The organism is Bartonella sp. LJL80, from assembly GCF_054871565.1.
This window is the reverse complement of the sequence record NZ_JBTXLM010000006.1, coordinates 109,077-124,365: the sequence shown is the minus strand read 5'-3', so window position 1 is coordinate 124,365 and position 15,289 is coordinate 109,077. Positions and strand designations below refer to the sequence as shown.

The window sequence follows — 15,289 nt, the reverse complement described above, 5'->3', positions numbered from 1 at the left end:
GCCCTCTCACCGTCGTGCGAGAGGGCTTTTTTATTTTTATATGCTTATTCCCTTGACCTTCCCATCGGGGGAACCCTTATCTTTATGTCATGAAAGGCTGAACTGATGACCAAATCACCTGATATGACAACACCACAAGCCACCACGCGGCAAGACCAGCACCACTTGCAGCTGGACATCCAAGGGATGACATGCGCCTCCTGCGTTCGCCATGTCGAGAAAGCGCTTCGCAGCGTCACGGGTGTTGACGATGCCGTGGTTAATCTAGCCACCGAAAAGGCCGAGGTTACCAGTCACGAATGGGTAAAGGTTGACGATTTGGTTCAGGCGGTTGAAAAAGCGGGCTATGAAGTTGGTGTTGAGACGGTGGATCTTGATATAGACGGCATGACCTGTGCGTCTTGCGTAAATCGTGTTGAAAAAGCGCTCCGAAGCGTCTCAGGCGTCAAGAGTGCCGTTGTAAACATGGCAACAAATCGCGCGCATGTAGAGATGTTGTCTGGCATAGCAACCATTCAGAGACTGCAACAGGCCATTGCTAAAGCTGGTTATGAAGCAAAGCCGATACGCAACGAGCAGAGTAGCGACAGGCAAGCGCTGGAAGCGCTTCAATTACGCCGTTCACTTCTTATTGCAATATTGCTGACTTTGCCCGTATTTATCGTGGAAATGGGGGGGCATATGGTACCCGCCTTCCATCACTGGCTATCCTCTACAATCGGGATATTCCCGCTGCGTGTCATGCAGTTCATCCTGACAACATGTGTGTTGTTCGGTCCGGGCTGGCGTTTTTTCAAAGCCGGCATCCCCAATCTTTTCCGTGCAACACCCGACATGAATTCTCTTGTTGCGGTCGGCTCATTTGCGGCATGGGCCTATTCAACCATAGCGACCTTTGCAGGCTCCTTCATGCCGGTGGGTACAGATCATGTCTACTTTGAGGCTGCTGCGGTTATCGTCACACTCATTCTACTGGGACGTTTTCTTGAAGCTGGCGCACGGGGCCGTACGGGCGAAGCGATAAAAGCGCTGGCCGGTTTAAAACCTCGAACGGCACGTATCCTAGATAACGGCAACACCAAAGATGTAGCCTTGGAGGATGTCACTGTCGGAGACCTTGTTATTGTGCGCCCTGGAGAAAAGTTCCCCGTGGATGGGATCGTGACAGAGGGAACGTCGAATGTTGACGAGTCGATGATGACCGGCGAGCCCTTGGCAATAGCTAAAAAAAAGGGCGATCCTGTTTTTGGCGGCACCGTGAATGGAAACGGGACTTTGACATTCAAAGCTGAAAAAATCGGTTCGGATACGTTGCTCGCCCAAATCCAGAAAATGGTGGAGGACGCGCAAAGTGCCAAACTGCCTATTCAAGCTCTGGTCGATAAAGTCACAGGATGGTTTGTTCCAGCAGTTTTTGCGGCTGCCTTTGTAACCTTTATTCTTTGGCTTATATTCGGCCCACAGCCCGCATTGCCGCATGCGCTTGTCGCGGCCGTTGCTGTACTTATTATCGCCTGTCCCTGTGCTATGGGACTTGCGACGCCAACCTCGATCATGGTGGGAACAGGAAGAGCCGCACGCATGGGGGTATTGTTTCGCCGTGGCGATGCCTTACAAGCGTTGCAGGAAGCAACGTTGGTAGCTTTTGATAAAACCGGTACATTGACCATGGGAAAACCAGTTTTGCAAAAGATGGAAACAGCCTCAGGTTTCGATGAAACGACAGTGTTGGCAGCGGTCGCGGCTATTGAAATGCGCTCCGAACATCCAATCGGCGAGGCCTTGAATGCGGCTGCGAAGTCTCACGGCATAGACCTGCCCATTGTCTCAAACTTCAACAATAGGCCGGGCTACGGCATCGAGGGTGATGTCAATGCAGATCATCTTGCCATTGGTGCAGATCGTTTTATGCATGCAATTCACGTGGACATTGATATCTTTGACGATGCTGCCGAACAATTCGGTAGGGAAGGAATGACACCCTTCTATGCAGCGATCAATGGCAGAATTGCTGCTGTCTTCGCCGTTGCCGATCCCGTAAAACCACAATCCGCTAAAACGATCAATGCATTGACCGTGATGGGGATCAAGTCTGCCATGATCACGGGGGACAACCAAAATACAGCCCATGCGATCGGGCAGAAGATTGGCATCACTGAAATTGTAGCGGAAGTTTTGCCGTCTGGTAAAGTCGATGCTTTACAAAAACTACGCGCAGCCGATAGGCGTGTCGCTTTTGTTGGTGATGGCATTAATGATGCACCGGCGCTTGCTGCGGCCGATATCGGCATCGCGATTGGCACAGGTACAGATGTCGCCATGGAAAGCGCCGATGTCGTGCTGATGGCGGGGGATCCCACGGGCGTCGTCAATGCTATAGCGATTTCGAGAGCGACGATTCGAAATATTAAACAGAACCTGTTTTGGGCGTTTGGTTATAATGTCGCTCTCATTCCAGTCGCGGCGGGCGTTCTCTATCCTGTTTGGGGCGTACAATTGTCGCCGATGCTCTCGGCAGGGGCAATGGCGCTCTCAAGCGTTTTCGTACTCACCAACGCACTTCGGCTCAAACGTTTCAAACCGGTTTTATCATGATTTTGCCGACGGCCTTTCATTAAGATCAACACGCCGCGTGGGGCAAACGGCTTGGATAAAAGCTTTATCATGGCTAACAATAAGCAATGCACCATCATAATCGGCCAGACCACTTTCCAGTGCCTCAATCGCCGCAAGATCAAGGTGGTTGGTGGGCTCGTCCAAAATCAATAATTGCGGCAGCGCTTCTGTTCCGATGGTACAGGCGAGTGCCAGGCGCATTCTCTCGCCACCGCTTAATTCCCCGGCAATTTCTACTGTGCGGTGATCACGAAATCCAAGCCGGGCAAGCGCACGATAGGCGTTGTTCCGGTCTAAATCCGGATTTAGCCGGTTGAAATTTTCCATAACAGATTTGCTATCATCAAGAAGTGTCAAATCTTGATCGAGGACGGCGTGGCGAACCAATAATGTCGCCGATCCCGCCAAGGGTGGCAAAATGCCGGTTAAAAGCTTCAAGAGTGTCGTCTTACCGGCTCCATTTCGTCCTTCAATTCGCACACGCTCCGGCCCATTGATTGTCAGGTTGAAATTCCTGATGATAGGCTCTCCATTCATATTGCCACCATTAAGGTTGGCCGCAACCAACACGCGTTTCGAAGTCGCAAGTCCTGATGGCACCAAGCGAACCGTTACGGGGATTTTTATGGCCACATCATCCTTGGCTTTTTGCAAAAGACGCTCTCCGGCGTCTCTTGTCTGCGCGCGTCTTTTTTCTATTTGACCGGAGCTTTGCTCAGAGCGATTCTTGGCACGATCGAAAGCAATTTTCGGCTGGTCGTTGTGCATACGTTTGGCCTGCCCCACCTTACTGCGCCGTCTTTGACGCTCATCGATTTTCTGCATTTGCTTTATCGACTTTTGCAGAGCCTTTGCTGCATTTTCCACTGTGTATTGCGCACGTTCACGCTCCATTGTTCGCAAACGTAAAAAACAGTCATACCCGCCAACATAGATCTGTAACTGGCGTTTCTCGATCAGGCTTATCGTGTGCATATGACGGAGAAAATCCCGGTCATGACTGGCTACGATAGCAATCCCCCGATAATCGCTGAGCCGAGACAGAAGCATCGACTTTCCGACGTCATCAAGATTGTTCGTGGGTTCGTCAAGCAGCAGTAAGCGAGGCTGATGGAAGAAAGCAGCAGCCAACTTTGCTTTCATCTTTTCACCCCCGCTTATCCGATCCGTTGAAGTCGATAGAGGGTGTGAAGAAAGCCCCCACCCCGACAAAGCATCTTCGATACGTGTCAACAGTGTCCAATCGGCTTTATCCAAGTCGTCGGATAGAGTATGCCCCTGTTCAATCCGCTGCAAACGTTGGAATTCTGCAGAAATATGAAACACATCTGCCAATGTTTGCGAATAAAATTGCTGGCTGACATAGGCGACATTTTCTGGCTTTATGACATAGCCAGATGTCGGAGATATCTGACCCGCAATAAGTCGCAGCAGCATCGTCTTCCCGACACCATTGTCTCCCACAAGCCCGTGGAGTCCGGTTCCATAGGTTGCATTGATATCAGCAAATAAATTAGTCTGGTTTGGAAATTGAAATCCCAATGCGTGAAGTTCTAACCGTGCTGACATGGAAAACGCCTTCTTGTTGTTTGCATAGACAATTGAACAAGAAAGACTGGCGCATAACAGCATACTCCCGAGGGTAACAATAACGTTAATATAGTAATCCTTGATGCCCATTGCAATTCGTTATCGGTCAAGCCATGCTGAAACATCAAACCAATCAATACATGGCGTGAAAGAATCGTGACAATGATAAATCGACCGAACATTGAGGCCTCCGAATTGGCATGCAACGAACTGGCTGGCCTATTTGGTGAACGCTTCAGCAGTAATCTTTCTGTCAGACAGGCGCATGCACATAGCGTAACAGCGTTAAGTCATGAATATCCCGATGGCGTTGTATACGTTTTATCGAGCGATGATGTCGTCAAGGTCGTCCAGGTATGCGCCCGGCACAAAATCCCCATGGTTGCCTTTGGAGCTGGCAGTTCCCTTGAAGGCCAACTCAACGCCCCTTTTGGCGGAATCTGTCTGGATTTCAGCCGCATGGATCAAGTTGTTTCCTTTTCTCCCGAAGATATGACCGTCACAGTGCAGCCAGGCATAACTCGCGAAGTGCTCAACAGCTGGTTGCGCGACAGCGGTTTGTTTTTTCCTATTGACCCCGGAGCCAATGCGTCTATCGGGGGCATGGCATCGACGCGGGCATCGGGTACGAATGCAGTCCGATACGGTACAATGAAAGACGCCGTATTATCTGCACATGCAATTATGGCTGATGGGAAATTGATCAGAACCGCCAGTAGAGCGAAAAAGTCGGCTGCGGGTTACGACCTGACGCGTTTGTTGGTTGGATCAGAAGGAACGCTGGGTCTTTTTACCGAGATCACTTTAAAACTGCATCCCCTTCCCGATGTCATTTCCAGCGGTGTATGCACTTTCCCTACCGTGACAGATGCTTGTAATACAGTGATTGACGCTATCCAATGCGCTATCCCATTTGCTCGCGTCGAACTTTTGGACGAATACATGGTTTCGGCATGTAATGCCTATTCCGGTCTTGATCTACAACCGCGACCTACTCTTTGTGTTGAATTTCATGGCGATGAAATGAGTGTAGCAAACCAGGCCGCTCTATTTGAAGAAATAGCAGCAACGCATGGTGCCGCGGATTTTCAGCATTCAACAGACCCGCAGAAACGCGCCGATCTTTGGAAAGCGCGGCATAACGCATTTTGGGCAGCCGAAGCTAGCATGCCGGATTTTGACATTTTTTCGACCGATGTTTGCGTTCCCATTTCCCGTCTTGCCGATTGCGTCGGCGAAACACAAAAAGATCTGCAGCAAAGCGGTTTGACCGGACCGATTGTCGGCCATGTTGGCGACGGGAATTTTCATGTACTTCTTGCATATCGCAAAAACGATCCCGCCGATGAAAAAAATGCCAAAGCATTTACCGAACGACTAGCCGAACGCGCCATAGCAATGGATGGCACTTGCACCGGCGAACATGGCATCGGGCAACGTAAAGCCAAATATCTGCGAATGGAATTGGGAGATAGCGTGGATTATATGTTTGCGATCAAGACGGCTTTGGATCCAGATAACATTCTCAATCCGGGCAAATACGGGTTTTGATGAATTCTAAGAAAACAACAGCATTGTTGTGGCTTTCGTCATGTGCGGCATAGAGGAAAGTCACCAGCGTGTATTTTTTAAGACTGTTATAGTAGTCCAGAATATCGGTTTGGCGTGTCATTAATTCAACCAAATAGCGCTTCTTAAATTCTTCCCACTTGGTATCCTCATGATGAAACCATTGGCGCAGCTCGGTGCTGGGTGCAAATTCTTTCTGCCAATCATCAATGTGCGCTTCTTCGTGAGTGAGCCCTCTTGGCCAGAGACGATCGATCAATACACGCCATCCATCCTCGGTTGAAAAAGGTTCATATATGCGTTTTAAGGCAATCTGCATTTTTTCCTAATCCACATGATCGCTGGGTGAAAAAGATATATACCCTAAGCCCGCACATTCGTTATGCCATTGCTTTGAACGGCCGGTCTAGAACCGAATTATAACAGATGGGGCCAGAGAAGTCATCCAATGTGTAAGCCCTATCGTTCAGAATAACAGCTTGGGTAAACCGTCAACAACAATCCATCGATCCGTCATCGTTTTTGAGTTGGTTTTTACATTGTGCTCGATGCGTCATGCTATATCGAAGAACCGTTTTGTTAATTGGGAATTAAACTGGATTTGAATGTAGGAGATAGACGAGCAAGCCGCTTCATTCAGCATTCGCAGCTCGCTAGCAATTTATACTATGCAACACTCCAATAAGGGATTGACATTGGCCATTATCATCATAAAACTTGAAACATGAACCTTACGCGATTGAGGAGTCGTGGAGTTCATATCATGGTTTATCCATGAAAGAGGGAGATGTGTATCAAATGTCACCATGTGGTTTAATCGTTCGCGTTTAACGTGCGCGCATAACCATGTGAAGCATTGATCCGAAGGTTTTGACATGACGTGACTTTGTCAAAAATCATAGCATTTCCCATCTGTAAACAATAAGTCCGCACGGAGGAGGAAGCCGTTATGGATGAACAAATGGTTGCCAAAATACAGGCAAGCCCTGCTTATATTGCACTTAGAAAAAAACGGAATCGACTGGGAGGTTTTCTCACCGCTATCGCTTTGATTATTTATTACGGTTGGATCGCCCTTATCGCATTTGATAAGGAGTTTCTTTCCCAACGTATCGGTGAAGGCGTAACAACGATCGCAGTGCCCATTGGAATCGGTGTAATCGTCATCATGGTCATCTTAACCGCAGTCTATGTTTTGGCTGCGAATAGCAGCTATGACGGTTATGTTGAGGAAATTAAAAAGGAGGTCCAGAAATGAGCCTCCTTAATAGATTGAAGTTTCATGGATTACTTTTATCGGCCATCTTGATTTCTACGGTGCCTGTCGCGTATGCCGACGCTATAGAAGGACAAATGGATAAGCAGGCGACCAATTGGCCAGCTATCAGCATGTTTTTTCTGTTTGTGGCGTTGACCCTTTGGATTACGAAATGGGCGGCAAGCCGTACCAAATCACGGTCGGATTTCTATACGGCAGGCGGCGGCATAACCGGTTTTCAAAACGGTTTGGCCATTGCAGGCGATTTCATGTCGGCGGCGTCATTTCTTGGCATCTCAGCCATGGTCATGGGTGTCGGTTACGATGGTTTGATCTATGCGGTCGGTTTTCTTGTCGGCTGGCCCATTGTTATGTTTCTCATCGCTGAACGTCTGCGTAACCTTGGTCGTTTCAACTTCGCCGATGTTGCTGGTTTTCGCTTCGCCACGGTTCCTATCCGCGTGTTTGCGGCTTGCGGCACATTAGTGGTAGTGGCGTTTTATCTCATCGCGCAAATGGTAGGTGCCGGTCAGTTGATAAAGCTTCTGTTCGGACTTGATTATCTCTATGCTGTCATCCTCGTTGGTGTCCTGATGATGGTGTATGTTCTGTTTGGCGGCATGACCGCGACAACATGGGTTCAGATTATTAAAGCCTGCATGCTTCTTTTTGGCGTTACCTTCATGGCTTTCATGGTCTTGTTGAAATTCAACTTCAATTTCGAAGCTTTTTTTCAGGCAGCAGTCAATGTTAAAGCCAACCTATTTGCTGCCAAAGAAGGTATAGACCCCAATTCGGCGGAAGCGGTAGCGGCGGGACAAGCCATTATGGGACCGGGTGGTTTCATTAAAGACCCAATCTCTGCCATATCTTTCGGGATGGCATTGATGTTCGGTACGGCTGGTCTTCCGCATATTCTTATGCGTTTTTTCACCGTTCCAAATGCAAAGGAAGCGCGTAAATCTGTTCTATGGGCAACGATCTGGAACGGCTATTTTTACATCGTGATTTTCATTATCGGTTTTGGTGCTATCGCTCTGGTGCTTTCCGATGCTGAACTTGCAGCTCCCTTGTCGCACGGGGCGGGTGCCGCCAACATGGCAGCGGTGATGGTTGGTAAAGCTGTTGGCGGCAATCTGTTCTATGGCTTTATTTCGGCTGTCGCTTTTGCCACTATCCTGGCAGTTGTGGCTGGTCTGACATTATCCGGCGCCACAGCCATTTCACACGACATTTATAATATGGTCGTGCGCAAAGGTGAGGCTACCGGTTATGAAGAGCTGCGCGTATCGCGGATAGCTACTGTTGCAATCGGCATAGTCGCTATTTTGTTGGGCATTGTGTTTGAACAGCAGAATGTTGCATTTATGGTGGCATTGGCTTTTGCCATCGCAGCATCAGCAAATTTCCCGGTTCTGCTTTTATCCATTCTTTGGAGCAAATGTACAACGCGCGGTGCTGTTATCGGCGGCTTCCTCGGGCTGATCTCATCGGTCGGACTGACGATTGTTTCGCCAGCCGTATGGGTGGCAACCTTCGGTTTTTCACCTGATACGGTACTGTTTCCCTATACGTCCCCTGCCCTATTCTCGATGATTTTGGGTTTTGGTGGTGTCTGGCTCTTCTCCATCACGGATAATAGCCAGCGAGCCGCTATTGACCGTGCCGGTTTTCCAGCACAACAAATTCGTTCTGAAACCGGCATCGGAGCTTCTACAGCATCTGACCACTAGATTTTTCGAACGATGGCATCGTGTTTGTAAATGTCCATCACCTTGCCAGTTTCGAAAAAATAAATGCGTAACGAATAGAACAATGATAAGGCGGCCTTTAAAAAAGGCCGCCTTTTTGCCTAATTCATTTTACGGTTTTAATTTCATATTCAGCAGTGCCGCTGCCAGCATGATGGCTGCTGTCATCAAAAAGACCGCAGGCATTCCAAAATGCCCGCCAATGAACCCGCCGGATACGGGGCCTGCAACCTGACCAATATATTGGGCCGAAACGGAAACACCCAATATTGTGCCGAGCGCCTGGGCTGGAACGCTGTGTCGCAGAACAGCGGTCACACATGGAATTAGGCCACCTAATGACAAGCCCATAAGAAACCGCAAACATGCCAATTGCCATGCAGAAGTAACAAACGCTTGCGGCAGCAATAACAAAGCACAGCAGACCATAGCACCGATCAAGACCTGCCAGTGCCCGACCCGATCAGCCAAGCGCCCGAGCCAACTGGCAGAAAGCGCACTGCCCAATGCGGTTACCGACATAATCACACCGGCCCAAAACGTTACATGATCGCCCGTTTTGCCCATAGTTTGTACATAGAGCGTTATAATTGGCTCAATCGACATATTGGCGAAGGTTAAAAACGTGCCCGTGAGGAGCATCGTCACCACGGGTAGTTTGTTCGGAATGGATTGCCAGACCGTATTTGCCGTTTTCGTTTTCCGCCGGTCGCTAAACACAGTTTTATCTTCTTGAATGAACAGCGTCGTTGCAATGAATGTGAAAAAAATCAATACGCCAACCGACATGAAACAACCGCGTATACCTATATAGGCAGGCAGTATGCCGCCAATGAGCGGGCCAACAAAATTACCCGCCATCACAGCTGATGATATGATCCCTAGCGCCCACCCCGTCTTATCTTTTGGGGTTTGCGTTGCTGCAAGGATAGCTGCACCCGAGGCATAGCCACCTGCCAAACCTGTGAATAGCCGCAAGAAAACAAGTTGACCGATACTCTGTGCCATCCCCATAAGGCCAATGGCAATCGCCATGCCAAGACTTGCACGAACCAGCATGAGCTTGCGGCCATATCGGTCACCTAAACGTCCCCATAGGGGAGCAACCAGTGCTGCTGCAAAAAAGGCCGCCCCATAGGCAATCCCCGACCATTGGGCTATTGCTGCTTGGCCGCTTATGCCAACGTCCTCAACATAGAGCGGCAGAAACGGCAAAAGCAGCGTCATGCCAACAATGGTTGTAAAAGCCCCAAATGCCGAGACAGCTAAATTACGGCGCCAATGGTCAGACGTTTCGTCCCGACCTTGCGTCATTTACGCTTTAAATGACACACCTGCGTTTTGCGGCCGGTCAACTTTCCATGCTTGTCTCTCTCATGCACCCACCGGCAACCTTCTTTTTTAGGTTTTCCCTCGTGCAGATAAATACGTGCCTTTTTATCTTTATTGTATGTGCGGTTTGAAAAATCGTGGCCGCCTACCCGCACATTATTGCCCAACCTCACCTCGGAAAAACTGGCAGTCGGTTGCAGAACGAATGCGGCTAAGCCAAATAACAATGCTATGCGGATCATTTCGATTTTACCCTAAGATTGAACGATGGAAACACTTAACATGAGAAACCCGGACAGCACATCTTAATTTCTGGTCTATAGGCTTCAAATAACTGTTTCTTGACAAATGCGTAGTGTGCTTGCCAAATCAATTTGTCTTAGGGTGGATAGAGCCAATTCGCCTATTATATAACCTGCATGTGACCACAGCTTAGAAAGCTTCGATTCTTTGGATATTTTTCGGATTATTATCATTCTGGCAGTTATTTTTGCGGCAGCATCGATGCTGGCAGTCTATGCTTATGGTCGTTTTGCAAAAAGTGCCCGTGGCGACGAATCCTATGCGCTGGATGTGGCAACCTCACAGACACCCCTTGATCAAAAGCTGACAGTGCTTGCGCAAAGACAAAACGGCCTCGGAATTGATCAGGACGGCCTATCCCTTATTATCAGTAATCTTGATGCTTTCGCAGCCCGCGCGGTCAGCACGGCTATGGCCGGGCGTAGTCTCGATCTGATGTATTACATTTGGGATGACGATCTAACGGGGCGTTTATTACTCAATGAAGTTGTCGAAGCGGCAGACCGCGGCGTGAGAGTACGCATGTTGCTGGATGATATCAACGCGCAAGGGAGGGATCCTGCCTACGTGGCGCTGGACAAGCATGCCAATATTGAAGTTCGTATGTTTAATCCCGGGCGCGCGCGCAACGGCGGTCTAAGGCGTGGCCTTGAAATGATGCTTCGTGCACTGACTGTCACACGTCGCATGCACAATAAAGCCTTTATCGTCGATGGAAGAGTGGCTTTCGTTGGTGGACGCAATATAGCCGATGCTTATTTCGACGCAGGTGAAGCTTCAAACTTTCGTGATCTGGATGTCATGTTGGTCGGGCCTTCAGTCAAAAAAGTCGAAATCATCTTCGACAATTTTTGGAACAGTGCTGTTGCCCTACCGATCCATGCTTTGACCGTCCCCAAAAAGGCACGCGACCTTGACCATTGGAAAGGTGTTTTGCATGAATTTCGCAATTCTGAAAAAGCCAAACCTTATCTTGACTATATCCACAAACACATAAGTTTTGAGCATTTCATCAAACCAGAACGGCGGCTATTTCCCGCATTGAAAATTGACGTTCTTTCCGATCCCCCTGAAAAAGCACTAGGCAGAAAACCCGAAAACTGGCTGATGGCGTATTTTGCGCCGCTTATCTATGGTGCGCAAACGCAGGTGCAAATCACATCGCCCTATTTTGTACCAGGAAAAACCGGAACACAGCACCTTTGCGCATTAGTGGATAGGGGCGCAGAAGTGCGCATTTTGACAAACTCTTTGGCCGCAACCGATGTTGCTGCTGTGCATGGCGGATATGCCCCTTATCGCAAGCCGTTGCTCAAAGGTGGTGCCAAACTGTTTGAACTGAAGCCGGATGGCGGAACGCATCGTCTCCGTCTTTTTGGTTCGGGGCGCGCAAGCCTGCATACCAAAGCATTTTTGATCGACAGAAAAACCGCTTTTGTGGGATCTTTCAATTTCGATCCCCGTTCCGCATCATTGAATACTGAAATGGGCATTCTTTTCGATTGTCCGCAGATTGCCAGCCGGATGGACATGCTTTTTGCCGAGGAAACAACAGGCGAGATGAGCTATGAAGTCCGCCTTTCCGACAAAGGGGCTATACAATGGGATTACATTGAAAATGAAGAGCCTTTGATCGCAAAAAAAGAGCCCGAAAGCCCCCTGTGGCGCCGCGCGTTTGCAAAAATTATCAGTTGGCTGCCGATAGAATCACAACTATAATTGGTCGCAATTCATCTTAATTGCCTAGTGTTTATAAAAAATCTCACTGCAATCCAGCCGTTACAGAACCGATAAACGGTGCACGGATCAAAAATGTGATCGGACGGCTCTTTTCAATTCCTTGAGGGCGTGGTACGAACCACCGCCAATCCATAAGACGTATTTCAAGTTCACTGCTGCATTTACCGCTGCAGTGGTTTTGTTTTTTTAAAGGACATTGGCCATGGCAAAAATCATTGAAACAGCAACCGGTTTGTTAGCGCTCACTTTCGATGACGTGCTTCTACAGCCCGCTCACTCTGAAGTTATGCCTGGGCAAGTTGATCTCAAAACGCGTATCGCCGCAGATATTGAATTGAATTTGCCATTACTTTCAGCGGCTATGGATACGGTGACTGAATCCCGACTGGCGATTGCTATGGCGCAAGCAGGCGGTATCGGTGTTATTCATCGTAACATGACGCCTTCAGAACAGGCCGAAGAAGTGCGGCAAGTCAAGAAATTCGAGTCCGGTATGGTTGTCAATCCTGTCACAATTGGCCCAGAGGCTGCATTGGAAGACGCTAAAGCCTTGATGGTGGCGCACGGTATTTCTGGCATTCCTGTCGTTGAAAATGGCGAAAAGGGACCGGGCCGGTTGGTTGGTATACTGACCAACCGCGATGTGCGTTTCGCGTCTGATCCCAAACAAAAGATATATGAATTGATGACGCGTGAAAATCTCGTTACTGTGCGGGAAAACGTACAGCAAGAAGAAGCCAAAAGGCTCTTGCACCAACATCGCATCGAGAAACTGCTCGTGATCGATGATCAAGGTCGTTGTGTCGGCCTGATTACCGTCAAGGACATCGAAAAGTCCCGTTTGAATCCAAACGCATCGAAGGATGCGCAAGGCCGTTTACGGGCCGCCGCCGCAAGTACCGTTGGTGATGATGGTATAGAACGGGCTGAACGGCTTATTGATGCGGGCGTTGACATCCTTGTCATTGATACAGCGCACGGGCATTCGCAACGCGTCCTCGATGCTGTAAAACGCATCAAGAAGATGGCGGGTTCTACAGCAGTCATTGCGGGCAATGTTGCAACTGGCGATGCAACACAAGCATTGATTGATAGTGGCGCGGATGCTGTCAAAGTCGGCATTGGACCAGGCTCTATTTGTACAACACGCATCGTAGCAGGTGTTGGTGTTCCACAGCTATCTGCCATTATGGGGGCGGTGGAAGTCGCCGATAAGGCAGGAATTCCGATTATTGCAGATGGTGGAATTAAGTATTCAGGTGATTTTGCAAAGGCATTGGCCGCCGGTGCCAGAGCTGCGATGGTCGGCTCGCTTCTGGCAGGAACAGAAGAAAGCCCTGGCGAAGTTTATCTTTATCAAGGCCGGTCTTTCAAGGCCTATCGCGGAATGGGATCGGTCGGTGCAATGGCACGTGGGTCGGCCGACCGCTATTTTCAGGCAGAAGTGCGCGATGAATTGAAACTTGTTCCGGAAGGTATCGAAGGTCAGGTCGCTTATAAGGGGCCGATTTCCGCTGTGTTGCATCAATTAGCCGGTGGGCTTCGCGCTTCCATGGGCTATGTCGGTGCCAAAACGCTTGATGAATTCCGTGAAAAAGCTACATTTGTGCGCATCACAAATGCCGGTCTTCATGAAAGCCACACCCACAATGTGGCCATTACGCGAGAAAGCCCGAATTATCCGGGTTCGCTTTAAATATTTAGCGCTCTGCTGACAGAAACTGACAGCAGGGCCGTTTAGATGGTCATATCAGAACCATGAAGGAGATTCTTATGACTGATTTGACACTCTATACCCATCCGCGTTCCCGTGGCCGCACGGTACGCTGGATGCTTGAGGAATGCGGTGCTGATTACGATGTGCGTTACCTGACATATAATGGCACGATGAAAGCGCCCGAATATCTCAAGATTAACCCCATGGGTAAAGTACCTGCTTTGGTCCATGGTCACCACGTGATCACCGAAACATCGGCCATTATTACCTATCTTGCAGACATTTATCCAGATGCGGAATTAGCTCCGCAAAATCGTGCAGATTATTATCGCTGGTTGTTTTTTATTTCGGGCCCCTTGGAAGCAGCCTTAATGGATGCGGCATTGAAAATCGACGTACCAGCTGAAATGCAATTGACATTGGGTTATGGCTCCTTGGGACTGGCAATAAAGACGCTTGAAAACTGGTTGCAAGACCGCCGTTTCATCGCCGGAGACACTTTTAGTGCCGCAGACATCTATGCTGTCGCCGCCCTTCATTATGGGACGAAATCCGGCCTTCTCCAAAGCGCTATTTTTGACAGCTACTGTCGGGAGCATTTGGAGCGTGCGGCGTTTCTCAAAGCCTCTCAAATCGATGATGCCAAGCTGGAAGAAATGACCGAGTGAATTGACCCGTTCTGAACGCTTATTGCAATTGATTGCCATTTTACGGCGTCATCGCTATCCGGTGAGCGGGCGCGAGTTGAGTCAGGAACTTGATATCAGCCTGCGCACGCTTTACCGTGATATCGCGACGTTGCAGTTGCAAGGTGCAGAGATAGATGGCGAGGCCGGTGTGGGCTATGTACTCAAGCCTGGTTTCATGCTGCCGCCGCTCATGTTTTCCATTGAGGAGTTAGAGGCTTTAGTTCTCGGCTCGCGCTTTGTTGCAAGCCGTACCGACAGTCCCTTAGCCAATGCTGCCTATTCTGCTTTGGCAAAAATCACCGCGGTACTCCCGACAGATTTAAAACGTGTATGCGATGATACCGCGCTGCTTATGGCACCTTCTGCCATAGAGTTGAAAAGTCAGCATCTACCCGATTTACGGCTGGCGATAAGGAGCGAGGTCAAGATTATGATGGACTATCAAGATCTCCGTGAAAACATCACAACGCGAAAGATATGGCCTTTTGGCATAGCCTTCTTTGATCATGTCCGGGTGGTATTGGCTTATTGCGAAAAGCGGCAAGCCTACCGGCATTTCCGCCTCGACCGCATTTTGAAGATGGATCTGACCGATGAGCGTTATCCGCGCCGTCGAAGGGCACTCTTGAAAGATTGGCGTGACGAACTATCCCACGCAAATGATCCTGCTCCTACTGCCAAGAATTGACATTCCAATGAGGTAAACATTGTCCCTGTTATACAG

The 15,289-nt window shown here is 49.1% G+C and carries 12 protein-coding genes; 8 read left to right on the top strand and 4 right to left on the bottom strand.

The window, feature by feature from the left end:
- Positions 1-105 precede the first annotated feature (105 nt).
- Entirely contained in the window at positions 106-2,595 is a 2,490-nt protein-coding gene (locus ACYSNS_RS10860; protein WP_461723178.1) for a heavy metal translocating P-type ATPase, read from the top strand.
- Here the strand turns inward: ACYSNS_RS10860 and ACYSNS_RS10855 are convergent.
- A complete protein-coding gene (locus ACYSNS_RS10855) occupies positions 2,590-4,185 on the bottom strand; it encodes an ABC-F family ATP-binding cassette domain-containing protein (protein WP_461723177.1) in 1,596 nt (531 codons plus the stop codon). The genes ACYSNS_RS10860 and ACYSNS_RS10855 overlap by 6 nt on opposite strands.
- 183 nt (positions 4,186-4,368) lie before the next feature.
- On the opposite strand from ACYSNS_RS10855, the gene ACYSNS_RS10850 reads away from it, so the two are divergent.
- Complete coding sequence (locus tag ACYSNS_RS10850) at positions 4,369-5,757, top strand: FAD-binding oxidoreductase (RefSeq protein WP_461723176.1); 1,389 nt, start codon at positions 4,369-4,371, stop codon at positions 5,755-5,757.
- Here ACYSNS_RS10850 and ACYSNS_RS10845 read toward each other — a convergent pair.
- A complete protein-coding gene (locus ACYSNS_RS10845) occupies positions 5,732-6,094 on the bottom strand; it encodes a DUF488 domain-containing protein (RefSeq protein WP_461723175.1) in 363 nt (120 codons plus the stop codon). The genes ACYSNS_RS10850 and ACYSNS_RS10845 overlap by 26 nt on opposite strands.
- A gap of 630 nt (positions 6,095-6,724) precedes the next feature.
- Here ACYSNS_RS10845 and ACYSNS_RS10840 point away from each other — a divergent pair.
- Positions 6,725-7,033 (top strand): DUF485 domain-containing protein, encoded by a 309-nt coding sequence (locus ACYSNS_RS10840; protein WP_461723174.1) that lies wholly within the window; start codon positions 6,725-6,727, stop codon positions 7,031-7,033.
- Positions 7,030-8,766, top strand: coding sequence for a cation acetate symporter (locus ACYSNS_RS10835; protein WP_461723173.1), 1,737 nt, complete (start codon positions 7,030-7,032; stop codon positions 8,764-8,766). Before ACYSNS_RS10840 ends, ACYSNS_RS10835 begins: the two co-directional genes overlap by 4 nt.
- 129 nt (positions 8,767-8,895) lie before the next feature.
- Here ACYSNS_RS10835 and ACYSNS_RS10830 read toward each other — a convergent pair whose 3' ends face one another.
- Both ACYSNS_RS10830 and ACYSNS_RS10825 read right to left on the bottom strand, forming a co-directional pair.
- Positions 8,896-10,098, bottom strand: a complete 1,203-nt coding sequence (locus ACYSNS_RS10830) for an MFS transporter (protein ID WP_461723172.1) — start codon at positions 10,096-10,098, stop codon at positions 8,896-8,898.
- Positions 10,095-10,358 carry a hypothetical protein gene (locus ACYSNS_RS10825; protein ID WP_461723171.1) on the bottom strand — a complete coding sequence of 88 codons (264 nt, stop codon included), beginning with the start codon at positions 10,356-10,358 and terminating at the stop codon, positions 10,095-10,097. Before ACYSNS_RS10825 ends, ACYSNS_RS10830 begins: the two co-directional genes overlap by 4 nt.
- A gap of 208 nt (positions 10,359-10,566) precedes the next feature.
- Here ACYSNS_RS10825 and ACYSNS_RS10820 point away from each other — a divergent pair, with 208 nt between their 5' ends.
- The 4 genes from ACYSNS_RS10820 (at position 10,567) to ACYSNS_RS10805 (ending at position 15,253) form a co-directional block, all read left to right on the top strand.
- A complete protein-coding gene (locus ACYSNS_RS10820; protein WP_461723170.1) occupies positions 10,567-12,138 on the top strand; it encodes a phospholipase D-like domain-containing protein in 1,572 nt (523 codons plus the stop codon).
- Between the two features lie 223 nt (positions 12,139-12,361).
- The gene (gene guaB / locus ACYSNS_RS10815) at positions 12,362-13,855 is read left to right on the top strand and encodes an IMP dehydrogenase (RefSeq protein ID WP_461723169.1); all 1,494 of its coding nucleotides are present in this window, start codon (positions 12,362-12,364) and stop codon (positions 13,853-13,855) included.
- Between the two features lie 77 nt (positions 13,856-13,932).
- Positions 13,933-14,544, top strand: coding sequence for a glutathione S-transferase family protein (locus ACYSNS_RS10810; RefSeq protein ID WP_461723168.1), 612 nt, complete (start codon positions 13,933-13,935; stop codon positions 14,542-14,544).
- A 1-nt stretch (position 14,545) separates the two neighbouring features.
- Positions 14,546-15,253 carry a helix-turn-helix transcriptional regulator gene (locus ACYSNS_RS10805; RefSeq protein ID WP_461723167.1) on the top strand — a complete coding sequence of 236 codons (708 nt, stop codon included), beginning with the start codon at positions 14,546-14,548 and terminating at the stop codon, positions 15,251-15,253.
- Positions 15,254-15,289 lie beyond the last annotated feature (36 nt).

Excerpts from the sequence above, each read along its gene's own strand:
- ACYSNS_RS10860 (WP_461723178.1), top strand. The coding sequence starts at position 106 with ATGACCAAATCACCTGATATGACAACACCACAAGCCACCACGCGGCAA.
- ACYSNS_RS10855 (WP_461723177.1), bottom strand. The coding sequence starts at position 4,185 with ATGTCAGCACGGTTAGAACTTCACGCATTGGGATTTCAATTTCCAAAC.
- ACYSNS_RS10850 (WP_461723176.1), top strand. The coding sequence starts at position 4,369 with ATGATAAATCGACCGAACATTGAGGCCTCCGAATTGGCATGCAACGAA.
- ACYSNS_RS10845 (WP_461723175.1), bottom strand. The coding sequence starts at position 6,094 with ATGCAGATTGCCTTAAAACGCATATATGAACCTTTTTCAACCGAGGAT.
- ACYSNS_RS10840 (WP_461723174.1), top strand. The coding sequence starts at position 6,725 with ATGGATGAACAAATGGTTGCCAAAATACAGGCAAGCCCTGCTTATATT.
- ACYSNS_RS10835 (WP_461723173.1), top strand. The coding sequence starts at position 7,030 with ATGAGCCTCCTTAATAGATTGAAGTTTCATGGATTACTTTTATCGGCC.
- ACYSNS_RS10830 (WP_461723172.1), bottom strand. The coding sequence starts at position 10,098 with ATGACGCAAGGTCGGGACGAAACGTCTGACCATTGGCGCCGTAATTTA.
- ACYSNS_RS10825 (WP_461723171.1), bottom strand. The coding sequence starts at position 10,358 with ATGATCCGCATAGCATTGTTATTTGGCTTAGCCGCATTCGTTCTGCAA.
- guaB (WP_461723169.1), top strand. The coding sequence starts at position 12,362 with ATGGCAAAAATCATTGAAACAGCAACCGGTTTGTTAGCGCTCACTTTC.
- ACYSNS_RS10810 (WP_461723168.1), top strand. The coding sequence starts at position 13,933 with ATGACTGATTTGACACTCTATACCCATCCGCGTTCCCGTGGCCGCACG.